18 protein-coding genes are annotated in these 16505 nt (G+C 64.4%); 13 read left to right on the forward strand and 5 right to left on the reverse strand.

Translation table 11 applies throughout. From position 1 onward, the window contains the following. Nucleotides 1–680, forward strand: a 680-nt coding sequence (locus tag AVMA1855_RS25680; RefSeq protein WP_284427874.1) for a hypothetical protein, incomplete at its 5' end; no start/stop codon positions are given. Between the two features lie 61 nt (nucleotides 681–741). Further along, nucleotides 742–1695 carry an AEC family transporter gene (locus AVMA1855_RS25685; protein WP_284427875.1) on the forward strand — a complete coding sequence of 318 codons (954 nt, stop codon included), beginning with the start codon at nucleotides 742–744 and terminating at the stop codon, nucleotides 1693–1695. A 59-nt stretch (nucleotides 1696–1754) separates the two neighbouring features. Here AVMA1855_RS25685 and pdxH read toward each other — a convergent pair whose 3' ends face one another. Both pdxH and AVMA1855_RS25695 read right to left on the reverse strand, forming a co-directional pair. After that, nucleotides 1755–2408: a pyridoxamine 5'-phosphate oxidase gene (pdxH, locus tag AVMA1855_RS25690; protein ID WP_284427876.1), complete on the reverse strand. Its 654-nt coding sequence runs from the start codon at nucleotides 2406–2408 to the stop codon at nucleotides 1755–1757. Nucleotides 2409–2439: 31 nt separating this feature from the next. Further along, a complete protein-coding gene (locus tag AVMA1855_RS25695) occupies nucleotides 2440–3036 on the reverse strand; it encodes a gamma-glutamylcyclotransferase (RefSeq protein WP_284401998.1) in 597 nt (198 codons plus the stop codon). Nucleotides 3037–3094: 58 nt separating this feature from the next. On the opposite strand from AVMA1855_RS25695, the gene AVMA1855_RS25700 reads away from it, so the two are divergent. Further along, nucleotides 3095–3625, forward strand: coding sequence for an OmpA family protein (locus AVMA1855_RS25700; RefSeq protein WP_284427877.1), 531 nt, complete (start codon nucleotides 3095–3097; stop codon nucleotides 3623–3625). A gap of 103 nt (nucleotides 3626–3728) precedes the next feature. On the opposite strand, the gene AVMA1855_RS25705 is transcribed toward AVMA1855_RS25700, so the two are convergent. After that, nucleotides 3729–4697 carry a threonine ammonia-lyase gene (locus AVMA1855_RS25705; RefSeq protein WP_284427878.1) on the reverse strand — a complete coding sequence of 323 codons (969 nt, stop codon included), beginning with the start codon at nucleotides 4695–4697 and terminating at the stop codon, nucleotides 3729–3731. A gap of 114 nt (nucleotides 4698–4811) precedes the next feature. On the opposite strand from AVMA1855_RS25705, the gene AVMA1855_RS25710 reads away from it, so the two are divergent. After that, a complete protein-coding gene (locus AVMA1855_RS25710) occupies nucleotides 4812–5285 on the forward strand; it encodes an Lrp/AsnC family transcriptional regulator (protein ID WP_284427879.1) in 474 nt (157 codons plus the stop codon). Here the strand turns inward: AVMA1855_RS25710 and gntR are convergent, their stop codons facing one another. Next, nucleotides 5286–6314, reverse strand: coding sequence for an HTH-type transcriptional regulator GntR (gene gntR / locus AVMA1855_RS25715; protein ID WP_272563695.1), 1029 nt, complete (start codon nucleotides 6312–6314; stop codon nucleotides 5286–5288). A 161-nt stretch (nucleotides 6315–6475) separates the two neighbouring features. Here gntR and AVMA1855_RS25720 point away from each other — a divergent pair, with 161 nt between their 5' ends. From AVMA1855_RS25720 to AVMA1855_RS25760, 9 genes are all read left to right on the forward strand, one after another. Next, nucleotides 6476–7054, forward strand: coding sequence for a gluconokinase (locus AVMA1855_RS25720; RefSeq protein WP_502870383.1), 579 nt, complete (start codon nucleotides 6476–6478; stop codon nucleotides 7052–7054). Between the two features lie 110 nt (nucleotides 7055–7164). Next, complete coding sequence (locus AVMA1855_RS25725; RefSeq protein ID WP_284427886.1) at nucleotides 7165–7611, forward strand: TRAP transporter small permease; 447 nt, start codon at nucleotides 7165–7167, stop codon at nucleotides 7609–7611. A gap of 10 nt (nucleotides 7612–7621) precedes the next feature. Then, nucleotides 7622–8902 (forward strand): TRAP transporter large permease, encoded by a 1281-nt coding sequence (locus tag AVMA1855_RS25730; RefSeq protein ID WP_284402006.1) that lies wholly within the window; start codon nucleotides 7622–7624, stop codon nucleotides 8900–8902. A gap of 74 nt (nucleotides 8903–8976) precedes the next feature. Continuing rightward, nucleotides 8977–9987: a TRAP transporter substrate-binding protein gene (locus tag AVMA1855_RS25735; RefSeq protein ID WP_284427881.1), complete on the forward strand. Its 1011-nt coding sequence runs from the start codon at nucleotides 8977–8979 to the stop codon at nucleotides 9985–9987. Nucleotides 9988–10116: 129 nt separating this feature from the next. Next, nucleotides 10117–11925, forward strand: a complete 1809-nt coding sequence (gene edd, locus AVMA1855_RS25740; RefSeq protein ID WP_284427882.1) for a phosphogluconate dehydratase — start codon at nucleotides 10117–10119, stop codon at nucleotides 11923–11925. After that, complete coding sequence (eda, locus tag AVMA1855_RS25745; protein ID WP_284427887.1) at nucleotides 11922–12593, forward strand: bifunctional 4-hydroxy-2-oxoglutarate aldolase/2-dehydro-3-deoxy-phosphogluconate aldolase; 672 nt, start codon at nucleotides 11922–11924, stop codon at nucleotides 12591–12593. The genes edd and eda overlap by 4 nt, the downstream gene beginning before the upstream one ends. Nucleotides 12594–13219: 626 nt before the next feature. After that, a complete protein-coding gene (locus AVMA1855_RS25750) occupies nucleotides 13220–14440 on the forward strand; it encodes a hypothetical protein (RefSeq protein WP_284427883.1) in 1221 nt (406 codons plus the stop codon). Next, nucleotides 14437–14889: a three component ABC system middle component gene (locus AVMA1855_RS25755; protein ID WP_284427884.1), complete on the forward strand. Its 453-nt coding sequence runs from the start codon at nucleotides 14437–14439 to the stop codon at nucleotides 14887–14889. The genes AVMA1855_RS25750 and AVMA1855_RS25755 overlap by 4 nt, the downstream gene beginning before the upstream one ends. Continuing rightward, nucleotides 14886–16421 (forward strand): coiled-coil domain-containing protein, encoded by a 1536-nt coding sequence (locus AVMA1855_RS25760; RefSeq protein WP_284427885.1) that lies wholly within the window; start codon nucleotides 14886–14888, stop codon nucleotides 16419–16421. Before AVMA1855_RS25755 ends, AVMA1855_RS25760 begins: the two co-directional genes overlap by 4 nt. Here the strand turns inward: AVMA1855_RS25760 and AVMA1855_RS26665 are convergent. After that, nucleotides 16410–16505: IS3 family transposase (locus tag AVMA1855_RS26665; RefSeq protein WP_349817088.1), on the reverse strand; the 96-nt coding region annotated here is incomplete at its 5' end. The genes AVMA1855_RS25760 and AVMA1855_RS26665 overlap by 12 nt on opposite strands.

Genomic DNA, 16505 nt, shown 5'->3' on the forward strand with positions numbered 1-16505 from the left:
GCCTGCAAGGCCCCTCATGCACCCAGGCGCAGACCGCTGCTGGGCCTCATCACGCTCAAACGGCTGCTGGCGCCCACTCATTCCTGTTCGGATTCGTCAAACATGGGGTTGTGAGAGGCTCCCTATTAACCAATAGGTTGGAGAAATTAACAGAACTTTCAGCCAATGCCGGCGCGATTGCTGAAGAATTAGAGAAAATAAAAAAGGAACTGGCAAAGTCTCGCGCTGAACTTAGTATTGCCACTATGAAATCACCATTAGTGGCTGGTAGTGCTTACCCTCTGGGTCTTGACAGTATAGTCATAGGCACATCCGTTAACGAGGTGCAAAAGCGCCTGCCTGGGGTAACTTGGGACCCAGAGGTAGGCTATATTCCTTATCGAATTAAAAACGGATCAGTTTTTTCAGGTGCCACCTATTATTTTGATTCAAAACTCAATGTTTCAGCTATTTTGTATCACTTTAGAGATAGTGAAATGGGATCGGAGTTGGTGCAAAAGTTAATGTTAACAGGATTTGGGGAGCCAATCGCTCAAAAAAAAGATAACTTTTTATGGAAGTTAAGCAATCGGGAGTGGGTTTCGATTATTGAACTTGGCAGGGGCACTGGAAAGTCATATATGATTGACGCAACTCCGTCCACCTCCCTATGGGGTGATATTCAAAAAACTGGCAAATAGTAAATTCAGTTTTTAATACTCCATTGCCGAGCAATTATTTTTCTCGATTATTATCTGTACAGTGAACTCCCCCGTCTTCGCCTCCATGATCCCGGTGATCCTGTTCATCGCCATCGGCTTTCTTGCGGGGCGGCTGGGCTGGGTGCGGGCCTCGGCGGTCAAGGACCTGTCCAACTTGGTGTTCCTGGTGCTCACGCCCGCGCTGCTGTTTCGCACCATGGGCACGTCGCGGGTGCAGGACTTGAACTTCGAGCCGGTGGGCCTGTACTTTCTCGCGGCCGGGCTGGTATTCGTGGTGTCGCTGGCGGTCATGGGGTTCTCCACCCGCTCGGCCGCCTTCGGCCTGGCCAGCATGTTCAGCAACACCATCATGATCGGCGTGCCGCTGGTCGGGCTGGTGTACGGCCAGGAAGGGCTGGTGACGCTGTTCACGCTGATCTCGCTGCACGCGCTCATCCTGCTCACGGCGGCCACGGTGGTGTTCGAGCTGGCGCAGGCGCATGAAAGCCAGCGCGACGGCCGCAGCCCGCCGCGCCCCATGCTGCACACGGTGCTGCAGGCGGTGCGCAACGGCATCCTGCACCCGGTGCCGCTGCCCATCCTGGCCGGGTTGCTGTTCGCGCAGACCGGCCTGGACCTGCCCGAGGTGGTGGACAAGCCGCTGCAGCTGCTGGGCATGGCGCTCGGGCCCATGGCCCTGCTGCTGGTGGGCGTGACGCTGGCGTTCAGCAAGGTGGGCCACCATGCGCGCGACGCGCTGCGCATTTCGCTGGTCAAGAACCTGGCGCACCCGTTGCTGCTGCTGGCGCTGGCCTGGGCCTTCGGCCTGGGCGGCACCTCGACGGCGGTGATGTTCCTGGCCGCATCGCTGCCGGTGGGGGCCAATGTGTTCCTGTTCACGCAGCGCTACGACACGATGCAGGACGAGGTGACGGCCAGCATCGCCGTGTCCACGGCGCTGGCGCTGGTGACGGTGCCGCTCATGCTGGTCGTCGCGCAGCGGTTCTTCCACTGAGATCTGGCGCCCGGTCGGCCGGGCCGACGCGCCGGCGCGCCGGCGCCCGGCGCGGGCGGTCAGGGCGCGAGGCGCTCGCGCACCCACTGGCCGCCATCGGCCCGGTAGCGCAGCCGGTCGTGCAGCCGGCTCTTGCGGCCCTGCCAGAACTCCCATTGCTCGGGCTTGAGGCGGTAGCCGCCCCAGTGCGGGGGGCGCGGCGGGCTGAGCAAAAACTGCGCGCCGTACCTGGCCGCGTTGGCCACCAGCACGCCGCGCCCGGGGATCACCTGGCTTTGCGGGCTGGCCCAGGCGCCGATGCGCGAGTCCAGCGGGCGGCTCTTGAAATAGGCGTCGCTCTCGGCGTCGTCCACCTTCTCCACGGTGCCTTCGATGCGCACCACGCGCTCCAGCTCCACCCAATGGAACTGCAGCGCCGCGAACGGGTTGCCCGCCAGTTGCCGGCCCTTGCGGCTGTCGTAGTTGGTGAACCAGACGATGCCACGCTCGTCGTAGCCCTTGACCAGCACGATGCGCGTGCTGGGCCGAAGATCGGGCCCCACGGTGGCGAGGGTCATGGCGTTGGGCTCGGGCACCTGGGCGGCCAGGGCCTGCTGCAGCCACTGGTCGAACTGGGCCAGCGGGTCGGCCAGGGAAGCGTCTTCGCCGAGTTCCGCGCGCTCGTAGCTCTTGCGCAGGTCGGCGATGGAGGAGGAAAGGGGGCTGCTGCTCATCGGGCGATTGTGCCCCGGCGCGCGCCGCGGGTCAGCGCTTGTGGCCGGGCGCCAGCGCCAGCAGCTTGCCCAGCGCCCGGTCGTGGATGCCCAGGCGGCGCAGTTCGTCGTAGGTGGCCTGGGCGTAGTCGCGGGTGGTGCCGTAGATGCCGGTGGCCTGCTCGAAGATGCGGCGGTATTCGTCGTCCGGCAGCACGCCGGCGTGGCTCGGGCTGCGGCGCGACAGCGTGAAGGCGAGGGCGCGCACCGTGCCCTGGGGCGTCTGGCACGGCAGCCAGCGCGGGTCGTACACCGCCAGCGCCATCTCGCGCTGCCAGAGGTTGACCATGGTCTGGCGGGCGTGCTCGCGGTCCACGCGGAACACCATGCCGCGGCAGCTGCCGCCCGAGAGCATGCCGAACACCAGGCCGGGCCGCTCGGGCGTGCCGCGGTTGATGCGGCTCCACATCTTGAGGGCGCGGTGCCAGCCGTGCACGCGGGCCGGGCGCTGTTCGGCGAAGTCGAAATCGGGCCGCCAGATCAGCGAGCCGTAGCCGAAGATCCACAGATCGTCCTGGCCGCCCCATTCGTCCAGGGTGCGCTGGAGCAGGGGGGCGGGGTCGCGCAAGGGGGCGGGCAGCGGCGTCATGACTCTACAATCGCGGGTTGTCTTCAGCCCCCATTATTTACTTTACGGAGTTCTTCCCATGGCCTTCAGCAGTTCCGATGACGACAGCCAGCAACGTTTTGCCCTCGGGTTCCTGTTCGCGTTGATTGCCCTGGTGGTGTCCTCGGTGGTGGGCGTGACGGTGTACAAGCAGCGCAGCCTGGCGCGCGCCCCGGTGGTCGAGCCCGCCGCCGTGGTGGTCGCACCCGCCGGCACGCTGGTGGTGGCCGAGGACGAAGTGGCCCGCGTGGTGGTGGATGGCGGCGTGGTCCGCTTCTACTTCGCCACGGGCCGTGCGGACCTGGCTCCCGGTGCCGCACCGGCCCTGGCCGACGTGTCGCGTGCCGTGGCCGAAGGCCGCTCGGTGGTGGTCTCCGGTTACCACGATGCCACGGGCGACGCCGCCGCCAACGCGCAGCTGGCCAAGGACCGCGCCCTGGCCGTGCGCGACGCGCTCAAGACGGCCGGCGTGCCCGAAGACAGGATCGACCTGCGCAAGCCCGCCGTCACGCAGGCCGGCGGCAGCAACGCCGAAGCCCGCCGCGTCGAGGTCACGCTGGCACCGCTTTGAGCCGGGCTGGAGGGGGTGGCCGCCGGCCGCGTCCTCCGATCCCTCGACAGCAAGCCCGGTCCGCCGGGCTTTTTCTTTGGGCGCCGCGTTCTCTAAAGGGGCCTCAGTGCAGCCACTGCACGATCTGCTGCGGGGTGAGGTTGCTGCCGCACAGCACGGTCGCCAGCTTCTGCGAGCGCAACGCAGGGTGTTCCATCACCGCGGCCACGCCGACGATGCCGGCGGGCTCGACCATCAAGCCGGCCGTCTGAAACACCAGCTGCATGGCGCGCCGGATGGCCGCATCGCTCACCAGCAGCACGTCGTCCACCAGACCCTGCATGTCGTCCAGCGCCTGCGGCACGGGGCGCCGGACCGCGATGCCATCGGCGATGGTCCGCGTGGCGGGCCGCTCGATCAGCCGGCGCGCCCTCCAGGAGGCGGCCATGGCATCCGCGCCTTCCGCGCAAACGCCGATCACCCGCGTGGCCGGCGCATGGGCCTTCGTCCACAGGCCCATGCCATTGAGCAGGGCGCCATTGCCCAGCGGCACCAGCAGGGCATCGAAGGCATCGCGCGCCAGCAGTTCGCGGGCGATGGTGCCGGCGCCTTCGCTGATTTGGGTCTCCAGCCCATCCTCGACCAGCAGCGCGCCGGAGGACGCGCAAAAGCGCCGGGCCTCTTCCTTGGCGGTGTCGAAGTCGTCGCTGTGCAGGCGCACCTCGGCGCCCATCGCACGCATGCGATCGACCTTGAAGGCATTGGCCGTGGTGGCGGTATAGACCACCAGCGGCCAGCCGCGGGCGCGGCACACATAGGCCATGGCCTGCCCCCAGTTGCCGGCCGTGGCGCAGACCAGGGGCCGGCCGGCCAGCGCCGCCGCGTTGTCCTTGAGGAAGAAGTCGGCGCCGCGCCCCTTGAACGAGCGCAGCGGGTTCAGCGTTTCGACCTTGAGCGTCAGGGCGGCGCCCAGCGCCTGGCTGAGCGGCTCGCATTCGTACTGCGGGCTGTGGAGAAACACGGGGTCGATGAGGGAGGCCGCGCGCTCGATGTTGCGCAGCGAGAGGCGGTGGGGGGTGTCGATAATGGTCATGCCCGAAGTATGCGAACCGGTGCGGTGGGCCGGGCCGCGATTGCGCCCCCGCCAGCACCGCTTCGCCGCATTGTGGGCGCCTTCTACGCGGCCTTCGTGCAACCCTTCGACGCCATGCCCCTCGACGCCTTCGACCGCCAGATCCTCGACCTCTACCAGCGGGACACCCGCGTGCCCAGCGAGCAGATCGGAGCGCGCGTCGGCCTGTCCGCCGCCGCAGTGCAACGGCGGTTGAAGCGCCTGCGCGAGGCGGGCGTCATCCAGGCCGAGACCGCCCAGCTCGATTGCACCCGGCTGGGCCTGGGCATCACGGCCATCGTGCAGGTCGACCTGATCGACGAGTCGGCACGCGCCACGCGGGCCTTCCGCGAGACCGTGGGACAGCGCGGCGAGGTGCAGCAATGCTACGGCGTGGCCGGCAGCGTCGACTACGTGCTGATCGTCATCGTGCCCGACCTGGCGGCCTACGAGGCCTTCTGCGAGGCGTGCCTGCTGCACGACCCCAACGTGCGCAGCTTCACCACGCAGATCGTTCTGGATGCGCACCAGCGCGGCGCACCGCTGGCCATCCCCGCGCTGGATCGGTGATCAGGTGCTGCCGCGCACGACGAGTTCGTAGCCCAGCTCGACGCATCCCGGCCCGGTGGGCGCGCCGCGCATCAGCCCGAGCAGCATCGCCGCGCCGGCGCGCCCGACTTCGGCGCGCGGCGTGCGCACGGTGGTCAGCGGCGGCACCATCTGGTCGCTGCCCTCCAGGTCGTTGAACCCGGCCACCGCGATCCGCCCGGGCACCGCCACCCCCAGCCGGTTGGCCGCCAGCAGCCCGCCCTGGGCGATGTCGTCGTTGCAAAAGAAGATGGCATCCACGCCGGGCATGCGGCGCACCACCTCTTCGAACAGCCGCGCGCCCAGTGCGACCGACGAGCGCTCCGGGCTGAGCACCTCCAGCGCCGGGTCGTACAGGCCCGCCTCGCGCAGGCAGCGGCGGTAGCCCTCGGCGCGCTGCAGCGTGCGCGGGTCCAGCTGGGCGGCGCAGAAGGCGATGCGGCGGCGGCCCCGGTCCAGCAGGTGGCGGGTGATGGCCGCGCCCGCATCGGTCTGCGAAAAGCCCACGCAGGCGACGTCCGGCGCCGTGCTGGTCTCCATCAGGTGCACGCAGGGCACGCCGCTGCGGGCGATGAGCTGGCGGGCGGTTTCGCTGCGGTCGAACCCGGTGACCAGCAGGCCGGCGGGCCGGTGGGGCAGGTAGGTGCGCAGCAGCAGCTCTTCTTCGGTGGTGTCGTAGTGGGTCACGCCGATGAGCGGGTGAAAGCCCTCGGGGAACAGCGTGCGGTGCACCGCCTCCAGCAGATCGACGAAGAGCGTGTTGGACAGCATGGGCACCAGCACCAGCACCTGGGTGCTGCGCTGGGAGGCGAGGGCGCGCGCCGCCGGATCGGGCACGTAGCCCAGGCGGTCGGCCGAGGCGCGCACGCGCTCGGCCAGTTGCGCGTCCACGCTGCGTTCGCCGCGCAGCACGCGCGAGACGGTGATCGGGCTCACGGCGGCATCGCGCGCCACGTCGTCGAGCGTGATGCGGCCGCTGGAACGGCGGGGGCGGCGGGTGGCGTCGGTCAAGGGTTAATCCGGAGCAGTCTGGGTGGCATTGTTTCCTAAGATAGCGCTATCTTTCACAGGGTAAACAAGCATGCGGCGACAGATGGCGCTGTAGCGTGCGGCAAACCCGGCCCAACCACCCGCGGTGCGGCGCCATGCCCCACCGCATTTCTTCGAATTCAATGGATAGCGCTATCTCAATGTTTCGCCCGCAGGCCATCGTCGTGATGGGCGTGTCGGGCTGCGGCAAGTCCAGCGTCGGCGAGTCCTGCGCGCAGGCCCTGGGCTGGACGCTGCACGAAGGCGACGCCTACCACGCCCCCGAGAACATCGCCAAGATGCGGGCCGGCACGCCGCTGACCGATGCCGACCGCGCCGGCTGGCTCGGCCGCCTGGCCCGACTGCTGGACTCCAGCGAAGGCGGGCCGGGCGTGGTGCTGACCTGCTCCGCGCTGCGCCGCAAGTACCGGGACCGCCTGCGCGAGGCGCACCCGGCGCTCGGCTTCGTCTTCCTGAAGCTGGGCTATGACGAAGCGCTGGTGCGCGTGCAGTCGCGGCCCGGCCACTTCTTTTCGCCCGCCTTGGTGGCCGACCAGTTCGCCACGCTGGAATCGCCCGAGGGCGAACCCGGTGTGCTGACGCTCGATGCCACGCAGCCCATCGCCACGCTGGTGCAGGACGCAGTGGCCTGGGTGCGCGGCCCCGAGGCTTTCACCCCCGAGAAAACAGGCCGCGACACAGCGGCAGGAGACAACGCATGAGCATTCCGCAGCCGCCGACGAGGGATCAGGCCGCCCCGTCCGCCCCGTCTTCTTTCCCGCACGCGCCCCCCCGCCGCAAGCCGGCGCTGCAGCGGCTGGCCGAGCTGTTCATGGTGCTGGCGCTCGCCGGCATGGTGGTGGCGGTGTTCGTCAACGTGGTGCTGCGCTATGTGTTCCACACCAGCATCGTGTCGTACGAAGAGGTCTCGCGCCTGCTGTTCGTGTGGCTGGTCGCGGTGGGCTCCATCGTCGCGGCCTTCGAAGGCAAGCACCTGGGCTTCGACATGCTCACCTCGCGCGTGAAGGGCGGGGCGCGCAAGGGCCTGTTCTGGGTGAGCCAGTTGCTCGTGGCGGTGTGCATGGTGCTGCTGCTGAAGGGCTCCTGGGAGCAGGTGGTGGCCGGCATGAGAAGCTACAGCACGGTGCTCGGCTACCCGCTGGCGCTGGCCGCAGCCGCCACGCTGGTGCTGGCGGCCGGCCTGCTGGTGGCCCTGGTGTTCGACCTGCTGCGCGGCGAGCCGCCCACGCCGGCCGGCCCGGCGGGCGACATCGAATAAGGGGCCGGACATGATCGTGACCGCGATTTTTCTGCTGGTGCTCATCGGCGGCATGGTGATCGGCATGCCGATCGCCCACGCGCTGGTGCTGACGGGCGTGGCCCTGATGTGGCACCTGGACTTCTTCGACTCGCAGCTGCTCGCGCAGAACCTGCAGGCCGGCTTCGACAACTTTCCGCTGCTGGCGGTGCCCTTCTTCATCCTGGCGGGCGAGCTGATGAATGCGGGCGGGCTGTCGCGCCGCATCATCGACCTGGCGCGCGCCTTCGTGGGGCACATCCGCGGGGGCCTGGGTTTCGTGGCCATCGGCGCCGCGGTGCTGCTGGCCTCGATGAGCGGCTCGGCCATCGCCGACACCGCGGCCCTGGCCACCATCCTGCTGCCCATGATGCGCCAGCAGAACTACCCGCCCAGCTACAGCGCGGGCCTGCTGGCATCGGGCGGCATCATCGCGCCCATCATTCCACCGTCGATGCCGTTCGTGATCTACGGGGTGACGACCAACACCTCCATCAGCAAGCTGTTCCTGGCCGGCGTGTTTCCCGGCCTGATGATGGGCATCTTCCTGGTCCTGGCCTGGTGGTGGATCGCCCGCAAGCACCAGCTGCCGTCCATGGAGCGCGTGGAATGGGGTGCGCGCATGAAGGCGCTGGTCAACAGCTTCTGGGCCATGATGATGCCGGTCATCATCCTGGGCGGGCTCAAGGGCGGCATCTTCACGCCGACCGAAGCCGCCGTGGTGGCCGCGGTCTACGCCCTGTTCGTGTCGATGTTCGTCTACCGCGAACTCACCTGGGCCCAGTTGTACGAGGTGTTCCTGGCCGCGGGCAAGACCACCGCCGTGGTGATGTTCCTGTGCGGCGCGGCCACCGTGACGGCCTACATGATCACCCTGGCCGACCTGCCCGCCATGCTGGCGGACAGCTTCTCCGGCGTGATGGGCAATCCCATCGTGTTCATGGCGCTGATGATGCTGTTCCTGCTCGTCGTGGGCACGGCCATGGACCTGACGCCCACCATCCTGATCTTCGGGCCGGTGTGCCTGCCGCTGGCGGTGAAGGCCGGCATCGATCCGGTGTACTTCGGCTTCATGTTCATCTATGTGGGATCGCTCGGGCTCATCACCCCGCCGGTCGGCACGGTGCAGAACGTGGTGGCGGGGGTGGGCGGTCTGCGCATGGAGACCGTCATCAAGGGCACCACGCCGTTCCTGCTGATGTACGTGGTGCTGCTGGTGCTGTTCGTGCTGTTCCCGGTGCTCATCACCGGCCCGCTGCGCTGGCTGCATTGAGCCGCCGCCGGCCCCGATTTCCGATGGTTTCGTTTTCCCTCTCTATTCAGCGCTTTCAATACAAGGAGACAAGCATGCGCATCCGTTTCGCTCTCGCCGGCCTGGTGGCCGCACTGGTGGCCGCCGGGGCCGCCCAGGCCCAGGACTTCAAGCCGCGCCTCGTGCGCTTCGGCTATGGCCTGGTCGACGATTCCAACCAGGGCCGCGCGGCGCGCCTGTTCGCGCAGGAGGTCGAGAAGGCCTCCGGCGGCAAGATGAAGGTGCGCACCATCGGCAACGCCGCCCTGGGCTCCGACACCCAGATGCAGCAGGCGCTGATCGGCGGCGCGCAGGAGATGATGGTGGGCTCGACCGCCACGCTGGTGGGCATCGTGCCCGAGATGGCCGTGTGGGACACGCCATTCCTCTTCAACAACGTGAAGGAGGCCGACGCCGTGCTCGACGGCCCGGTCGGCGAAAAGGTCAAGGCCAAGCTGGAGCCCAAGGGCATGGTCGGGCTGGTCTACTGGGAGAACGGCTTTCGCAACCTCACCAACAGCAAGCGCCCCGTCAGCAAGCTGGAAGACCTGGGCGACATCAAGCTGCGCGTGATGCAGAACAACGTGTTCCTGGACAGCTTCAAGGCCCTGGGCGCCAACGCCGTGCCGCTGCCGTTCTCGGAACTGTTCACCGCCCTGGAAACGCGCGCGGTCGATGGCCAGGAGAACCCGTTCAACACGGTGGTGTCCAGCAAGTTCTACGAAGTGCAGAAGTACCTCACGGTGACCAACCACGTGTACAGCCCGTGGATCGTCACCGTCAGCAAGAAGTGGTGGGACACCCTCTCCGCCGCGGAAAAGAAGGTGCTGCAGGACGCCGCCGTCAAGAGCCGCGACTTCGAGCGCAAGGACACGCGCGAAGAAGCCGCCAAGGCCCTGGCCGACCTCAAGACCAAGGGCATGCAGGTCAACGAGCTGCCCGGCTCGGAAGCCAACCGCATGCGCGAAAAGCTCGCCAGCGTGAACACCGGCATCGCCAAATCGGTCGGCCAGGAAACCTGGGACGCGGTGAACGCGGCCGTCAAGCAGGCGCGCGGCGCCCAGTAACCCGGCACGCATGGGCTCGCCCCGCGGCCACGGGCCGGGGCGGGCCGACACATGCCCTTTGCCTACAGACGGAGCGGCCTGCGGGTTTACCATGGGCGCTCCGCCAGCCCGTTGCCAACACCCGCCAGCATGCCCATCCACGACACCGTTGAAGCCGTTACCCGGCGCATCCGCGAGCGCAGCGCGCCCACCCGCGCCGCCTACCTTGCCCAGCTCGAAGCCCATGCCCACCGCGACCGCGGCGCCGACCGCCTGGGCTGCGCCAACGTGGCGCACGCCTTCGCCGGCATGCCCGGCAGCGACAAGCTGCGCGTGGTGGCCCAGAAGGCACCCAACGTTGGCATCGTCAATGCCTACAACGACATGCTCTCGGCCCACGCGCCGCTGCAGCATTACCCCGATCTGATCAAGGACGAAGTCCGAAAGCACGGCGCCACCGCGCAGGTCGCCGGCGGGGTGCCCGCCATGTGCGACGGCGTCACGCAGGGCACGCCCGGCATGGAACTGAGCCTGTTCAGCCGCGATGTGATCGCCATGGCCACGGCGGTGTCCCTGAGCCATGACGTGTTCGACGCCGCGCTCATGCTGGGCGTGTGCGACAAGATCGTGCCCGGCCTGCTCATCGGCGCGCTGCAGTTCGGCCACCTGCCCACCGTCTTCGTGCCGGCCGGCCCCATGACCTCGGGCCTGTCGAACAACGCCAAGGCCAAGGTGCGCGAGCAGGCCGCGCAAGGCCTGGTGGGCCGCGCCGAACTGCTGGCTGCCGAATCCGCCGCGTACCACAGCGAGGGCACCTGCACGTTCTACGGCACCGCCAACAGCAACCAGATGCTGCTGGAAGCCATGGGCCTGCACGTGCCCGGCACCGCCTTCATCAACCCCGGCCAGGCGCTGCGGCAGGAGCTGACCCGCGAGGCCGCGCGCACCGTGCTCGGCCCCGCGTGCCCGCCCATCGGCAAGGTCATCGACGAGCGCGCCATCGTCAACGCCATGTCGGCCTTGCTCGCCACGGGCGGCTCCACCAACCACCTCATCCACTGGGTGGCCGTGGCGCGTGCGGCCGGCATCGTCATCGACTGGGACGACTTCGCCGCGCTGTCGCACGCCGTACCGCTGCTGGCCCGCGTGTACCCCAACGGCAGCGCCGACGTGAACCAGTTCCAGGCCGCGGGCGGCCCGGGCTACGTGCTGCGCGAACTGCTCGATGCCGGCCTGATGCACGAAGACGTGCTCACCGTGCGGCCCGGCGGCATCCGCGAATACACCCGGCTGCCCCATGGCGACGCCGAAGGGCGCCTGGGCTGGACCGACATCGGCGTCAGCGGCGACGACGGCGTGCTGCGCCCGGCCACCGCGCCGTTCAGCGCCACCGGCGGCCTCAAGCTGCTGCAGGGCAACCTGGGGCGCAGCGTGATCAAGGTCTCTGCCGTGCCGGAAGACCGCCACGTGGTCGAGGCGCCTGCCGCCGTGTTCGGCTCGCAGGCCGAACTGCAGGCCGCCTTCCAGGCCGGGCAGCTGGACCGCGACGTGATCTGCGTGGTGCGCTGGCAAGGCCCGCAGGCCAACGGCATGCCCGAGCTGCACAAGCTGACCCCGCCGCTGGCCGTGCTGCAAGGCAAGGGCTACCGCGTGGCGCTGGTGACCGATGGCCGCATGAGCGGCGCATCGGGCAAGGTGCCCGCCGCCATCCACGTCTCGCCCGAAGCCAACGCCGGCGGCGCGCTGGCGCGGGTGCAGGACGGCGACGTCATCCGGCTGGACGCCGTGGCAGGCACGCTCGACGTGCTGGTCGATGCCGCCACCTGGCAGGCCCGCACGCCCGCCGTGCTGCCGCCCGCACAGGCCGAAGACAACGCCCACGGCTGGGGCCGTGAACTGTTTGCCGGATTCCGGCGCAACGCGCTCAGCGCAGAAGAGGGAGCCTGCTCGTGGCTGTGAACGACGACGACACCAACCAGAACCACGGCAACGCGGCCTTCACCGCCGTGCAGGTCATGCGCGACGCGCCGGTCATTCCGGTCATCGTGCTCAACGATGTGGCCCACGCCGTGCCCATGGCCCGCGCCCTGGTGGCTGGCGGCATCCGCATGCTGGAGGTGACGCTGCGCACCCCGCAGGCCCTGGCCTGCATGGAAGCCATCGCCCGCGACGTGCCCGAAGCGGTGGTCGGCGCCGGCACCGTGCGCAGTGCGGCCGACGCCCAGGCCGCCGCCCGTGCCGGGGCCCGTTTCGCGGTGAGCCCGGGCTTCACCCCCGCGGTCGGCCGCGCCTGCCGCGACCTGGGGCTGCCGCTGCTGCCCGGCGTGGCAACGGGCAGCGAGATCATGATGGCGCAGGAAGAGGGCTTCAACGCGCTGAAATTCTTCCCCGCCGTTCAGGCCGGTGGCCTGGCCATGCTCAAGGCGTGGCAGGGGCCGTTCGGCGATGTGGTCTTCTGCCCCACGGGCGGGATCCAGCCGGGCAATGCGGCGGAGTTTCTGGCGCTGGGGAATGTGGCCTGCGTGGGCGGGTCTTGGCTGGTGCCGGGGGATGCGCTGGCGCAGGGGGATTGGGCGAAGGTGACCGAGTTGGCGCGGGGGGCCGTGGCGCTGCGCGCGAAGGTTTGAGTGGAAGGGGCTGCTGGCGCTGATGGGTAAGTGCTGGCCGCTGTCCCAAAGCAGTCGGTGGGTTGCGGTTTGTTTTAATCGCCTTGGCACCTCCTTATCTGGCAAACAATTGCTACGACGACAGCCACTGGCCGGGGCTAGCAATGCCACGGCTTCTGACCAACTGGTTTAGGCCAGTAAGCGACTTTCATTGCTGAGGGGGTAAGTCAGCATCAAATGCAAGCGGTCATTGGAAGCACAGCGTTGCTGGCTGTACTTAAATCCCGATCAGGAAATTTGGTACCTAGCTAGGGGCGTTCAAGAGCCAACACAGGCATCCGTCAATGGGCGAAAGGGAGCGGTCGCAAGTGATTGGCCAGCGGATCTGGGTAAGGCCGGTTGAGACAAGCGGGGGCCATCTTGTCGGAAGCAGCCCTGAGAGGGTTGAAACACCTCGGATTGAGGTTTGGGATTGCCTACTAGACTGGAGTAGTCCGGTACAGAATGGCTATCAGCCTAATGCACTCGAGTCGCATACATTTAGATACCATAGCATTGCACTACCGTTTACAGAGCGTAGGCAAACACCCTGGGGTGCAGGAGCCTATTTGGATACCTGCGGCACATAAACCAAACAATGAAGTGGTATGAACCATTCAGACAAGGTTGCGGCGGACAAAAGCGCTTTAGGTTTTGAATTCCAGGACCTGGTATTTGTCGAGAAGCTCATACGCCTTAGCCCCTCACAGACCTTGGGCCTCGAAAAATTCGACGACATCCACGTGGCGACAGCGACGGAAGATGGCGAAATCGAGGACCTCGTCCTTATTCAAGTCAAGCACTCGGTCGACCCAGGCAACGTCACCGACCGCGATATCGACCTCTGGAAGACGCTAGCCAACTGGCTTGGCATCATTCCCGGCTTACCCAGTCATCGCAAACTGACCCTCCAGCTATACACGAACAAGACGCCTAACGACCAGCCCTTCGTGAGTCTGCTGAAAGCACCGAGGAAAAATCTTCAGACCATCATTAAGCACGTCCGCGATACACGTGAGGCCGTTGAAGCTGCTGAGGCTCTAAAAAAACTAGGTGATGCGGCTAACCCGATCGCCAAGCATGTCCGCATTGTGGCGACTGCCACGGACGAGGAGCTTAAAAAACTATTCGAGAACTTTGAATTTCATTCCGACAACACCTCCGTACTGCGGCGTATAGCGGACCGACTGCTAGAGGTCGCCATTCCCGCCTCTTGCTTGGTTGACGCAAGGCAACATGTTATCGGCGCTTTCAAGGAGTCAAAGTTTTCGACCATTGTCCAGGGTCAGAAGGTCGTCATTGGATTCGACGACTTCCACAAGACCATGGGTTTCGACCGAATTGTCAGAACCGCCCGCGCTGAAATCGCCGATTTCGCGAGATTCGTGGACATTTACTACCACTTTCAGCGCGACGACACGCTCTCTTTCAATGACAGCCGATTTCGAGTTCAACTCGAAGACATCGGCGTGGACAACGAGGAAATCATTGATCGCGGCGTCGAGATGATGTTATCTGAGCGCTTTATAGAAGATCTACGCGTGGCGGGAACCTTTACCTCTACTCAAAACAACCGCCTAGAAAACGATGCAGTATCAACATGGAAGATTCTGCACAATAAAGCGCACCGTGGAAAAAATTATGGCGACGGCGATGACAATTCACATAAAGAGACATCCTTGAACTGCTACGATAAAACAATGCAGACTGCCTTGACGGCCGACAATGTGAGCCTGCCGATCAATTTGAGTTGCGGAAAATTCATGAAGCTCTCGAATCAACCGCGCATCGGCTGGCGCAAAGACTGGCGAAAAAAGTTCGAAAAATGAATCGTCTTTCTCAAAACGAAGTACTGGGTGTTGTTGCAATCCAAAGTGCGCTGGAACATGCCGAAGCAGGTCGCCTGAGTGTGGGCAAAATCATGCTGGTACTGCCATTACTTTTCGACAAAGCGACGCGTTCGGTGCTGAAAAATAAGAGAAGCGTTGTACTCGGCAGCCGGGACTTGCTCATGTCAAATCCCTTGGGATTTTCCACTGTGCGGGGACGTTTCGAAGATCTCACCATTACGTCATTGAACTCAATCGTACTGGCACAAGAAGTCGGCCTTGCAAAGCTCGATGATGAGGCTCTAATCCTCAAGAATCGAATATTTTCTAGAGACAGCACAAAAATTGGCGGGATCGCTTTAGACATGCTCGAGTGCGGCCCTAAACTAGGCCATATTCTCAAGGAGGACTGCGCAGATCTCTATCAGACATTCAGGATCGCACTGTGAGCAATATACAAATATCGAGTGTCATACTCTGGCAGCGCAACGGCATCCGTAGGCAACTGCACTTTAAACACAATCGGGTGAACGTCATCACAGGTGACCCAGGACAAGGCAAGTCGTCCATCCTCTACATTATCGACTACTGCCTCTTGGCAAGTCAGACCAAAGGAATATCAAAAACCAACATCGATTCAAAAGTTGATTGGTATGGGATCAAGCTCTCGTTAGATGACAACGAACTGGTGATCGCACGGCCTTCTGAAAGCCATGAAGAGACTGAGTCTGCTTTTTTTGATCCCAATGGGGTTATTCCAGAGAAACCACACCTAAACGCACGGATTGATAATCTCAAGAAAATATTGACATCCGCTTTTGGCATCGATCCCGAGCTTCGCATGCCTTTTGGCGGGAGAATGATCCGAGCAAATTCCAAGGTCACATTCCGGAATTTCGTTAACTTCAGCTATCAGGATCAGGCTACTATCGTCGCACCCGACTATCTGTACATCCGACAAACAGATTTGCGAGTACAAGAGGGGATTGCACGAACATTTCGCATGGCGATTGGCGCTGAGACGGTCGACACCGCCATCGCCAGGAATCGGTTGGCAGAACTCGAACAAAAAAAGGCGCGCCAAGAGCGCAAGATCGAATTGCTCTCCAGGTCGGCACATGCCTTTTCCGATGAGGTCAGCGCGCTTACTAGCCAAGCCTACTCACTAGGTGTGATACAGCAGATTCCAGAAAACTATGATGCCCAATTCTCGGTACTTCGTGATCTGGTGACCACACCCGCCACACCAACCCAGCATCAACGAGAAGTCGAGCGTATCGAGGGCCAGATTTTCAATCTCAAGGCCAAGAATCGACGCCTGCAGGCCTTCATCGATGAACGGCCGTCCTATGCGAGCGCCTTGAAGGAAACCGAAGATGCGCTCAGACCAGTTCAACAGTTCAACACAAGTGCTGATGACATCTTTCCAACACCCCTCGCTAATGAAGTGATTGCCCGTCTCCAGCGAGAGCTGACAGAAATCAGGGCTGTAATCAAAGGACGAAAAGGCTTTCCCTTTATCGACGAAGTCAAAACCATTCACGCACAGAATGAGCAACGCATTCTGGAATTGCAGAGTGAACTGGCTTCTTTGAAGGACAACCCCATTCGGTACAGCCCGAACGAATACTACCGTTACCTTGGACGGCTGGAGACCAAACTTGAGGTGTTTGAGCAGAGTGATGCGAACGCCACCCAAGCTGCACCCATCAACTATGACGATGAGATCGCGAGCCTGGAAAGAACGGTCAACCTGAACGAAGCAAGAGCCGAGTTAGCCAAGCGCGAGCTGAACAAGCTGATGAACAAGCGGCTACTCAATCTGCCGCTGAAGGGGTACCCCGATTTTTCAGCTATTCTTAGCGAGAGGGAAATGCTGATCCATGTGCATTCACCCGATGAAAGCAACATCGAAAGAATGCCGGATGTAGGGAGCGCTGGGCTTCCCCCGGTTTCCCGGACGGTTTGCCTAGCCCATTAAGCGCTGCCGCTCTTCGAATTGAACCGGGCTGAGGTAGTCCAATTTGGAGTGTTTTCTGAACGGGTTGTAGAACCGCTCGATATA

It is taken from the genome of Acidovorax sp. SUPP1855 (assembly GCF_030158955.1).
In the GTDB taxonomy this organism is placed as follows: domain Bacteria; phylum Pseudomonadota; class Gammaproteobacteria; order Burkholderiales; family Burkholderiaceae_C; genus Paracidovorax.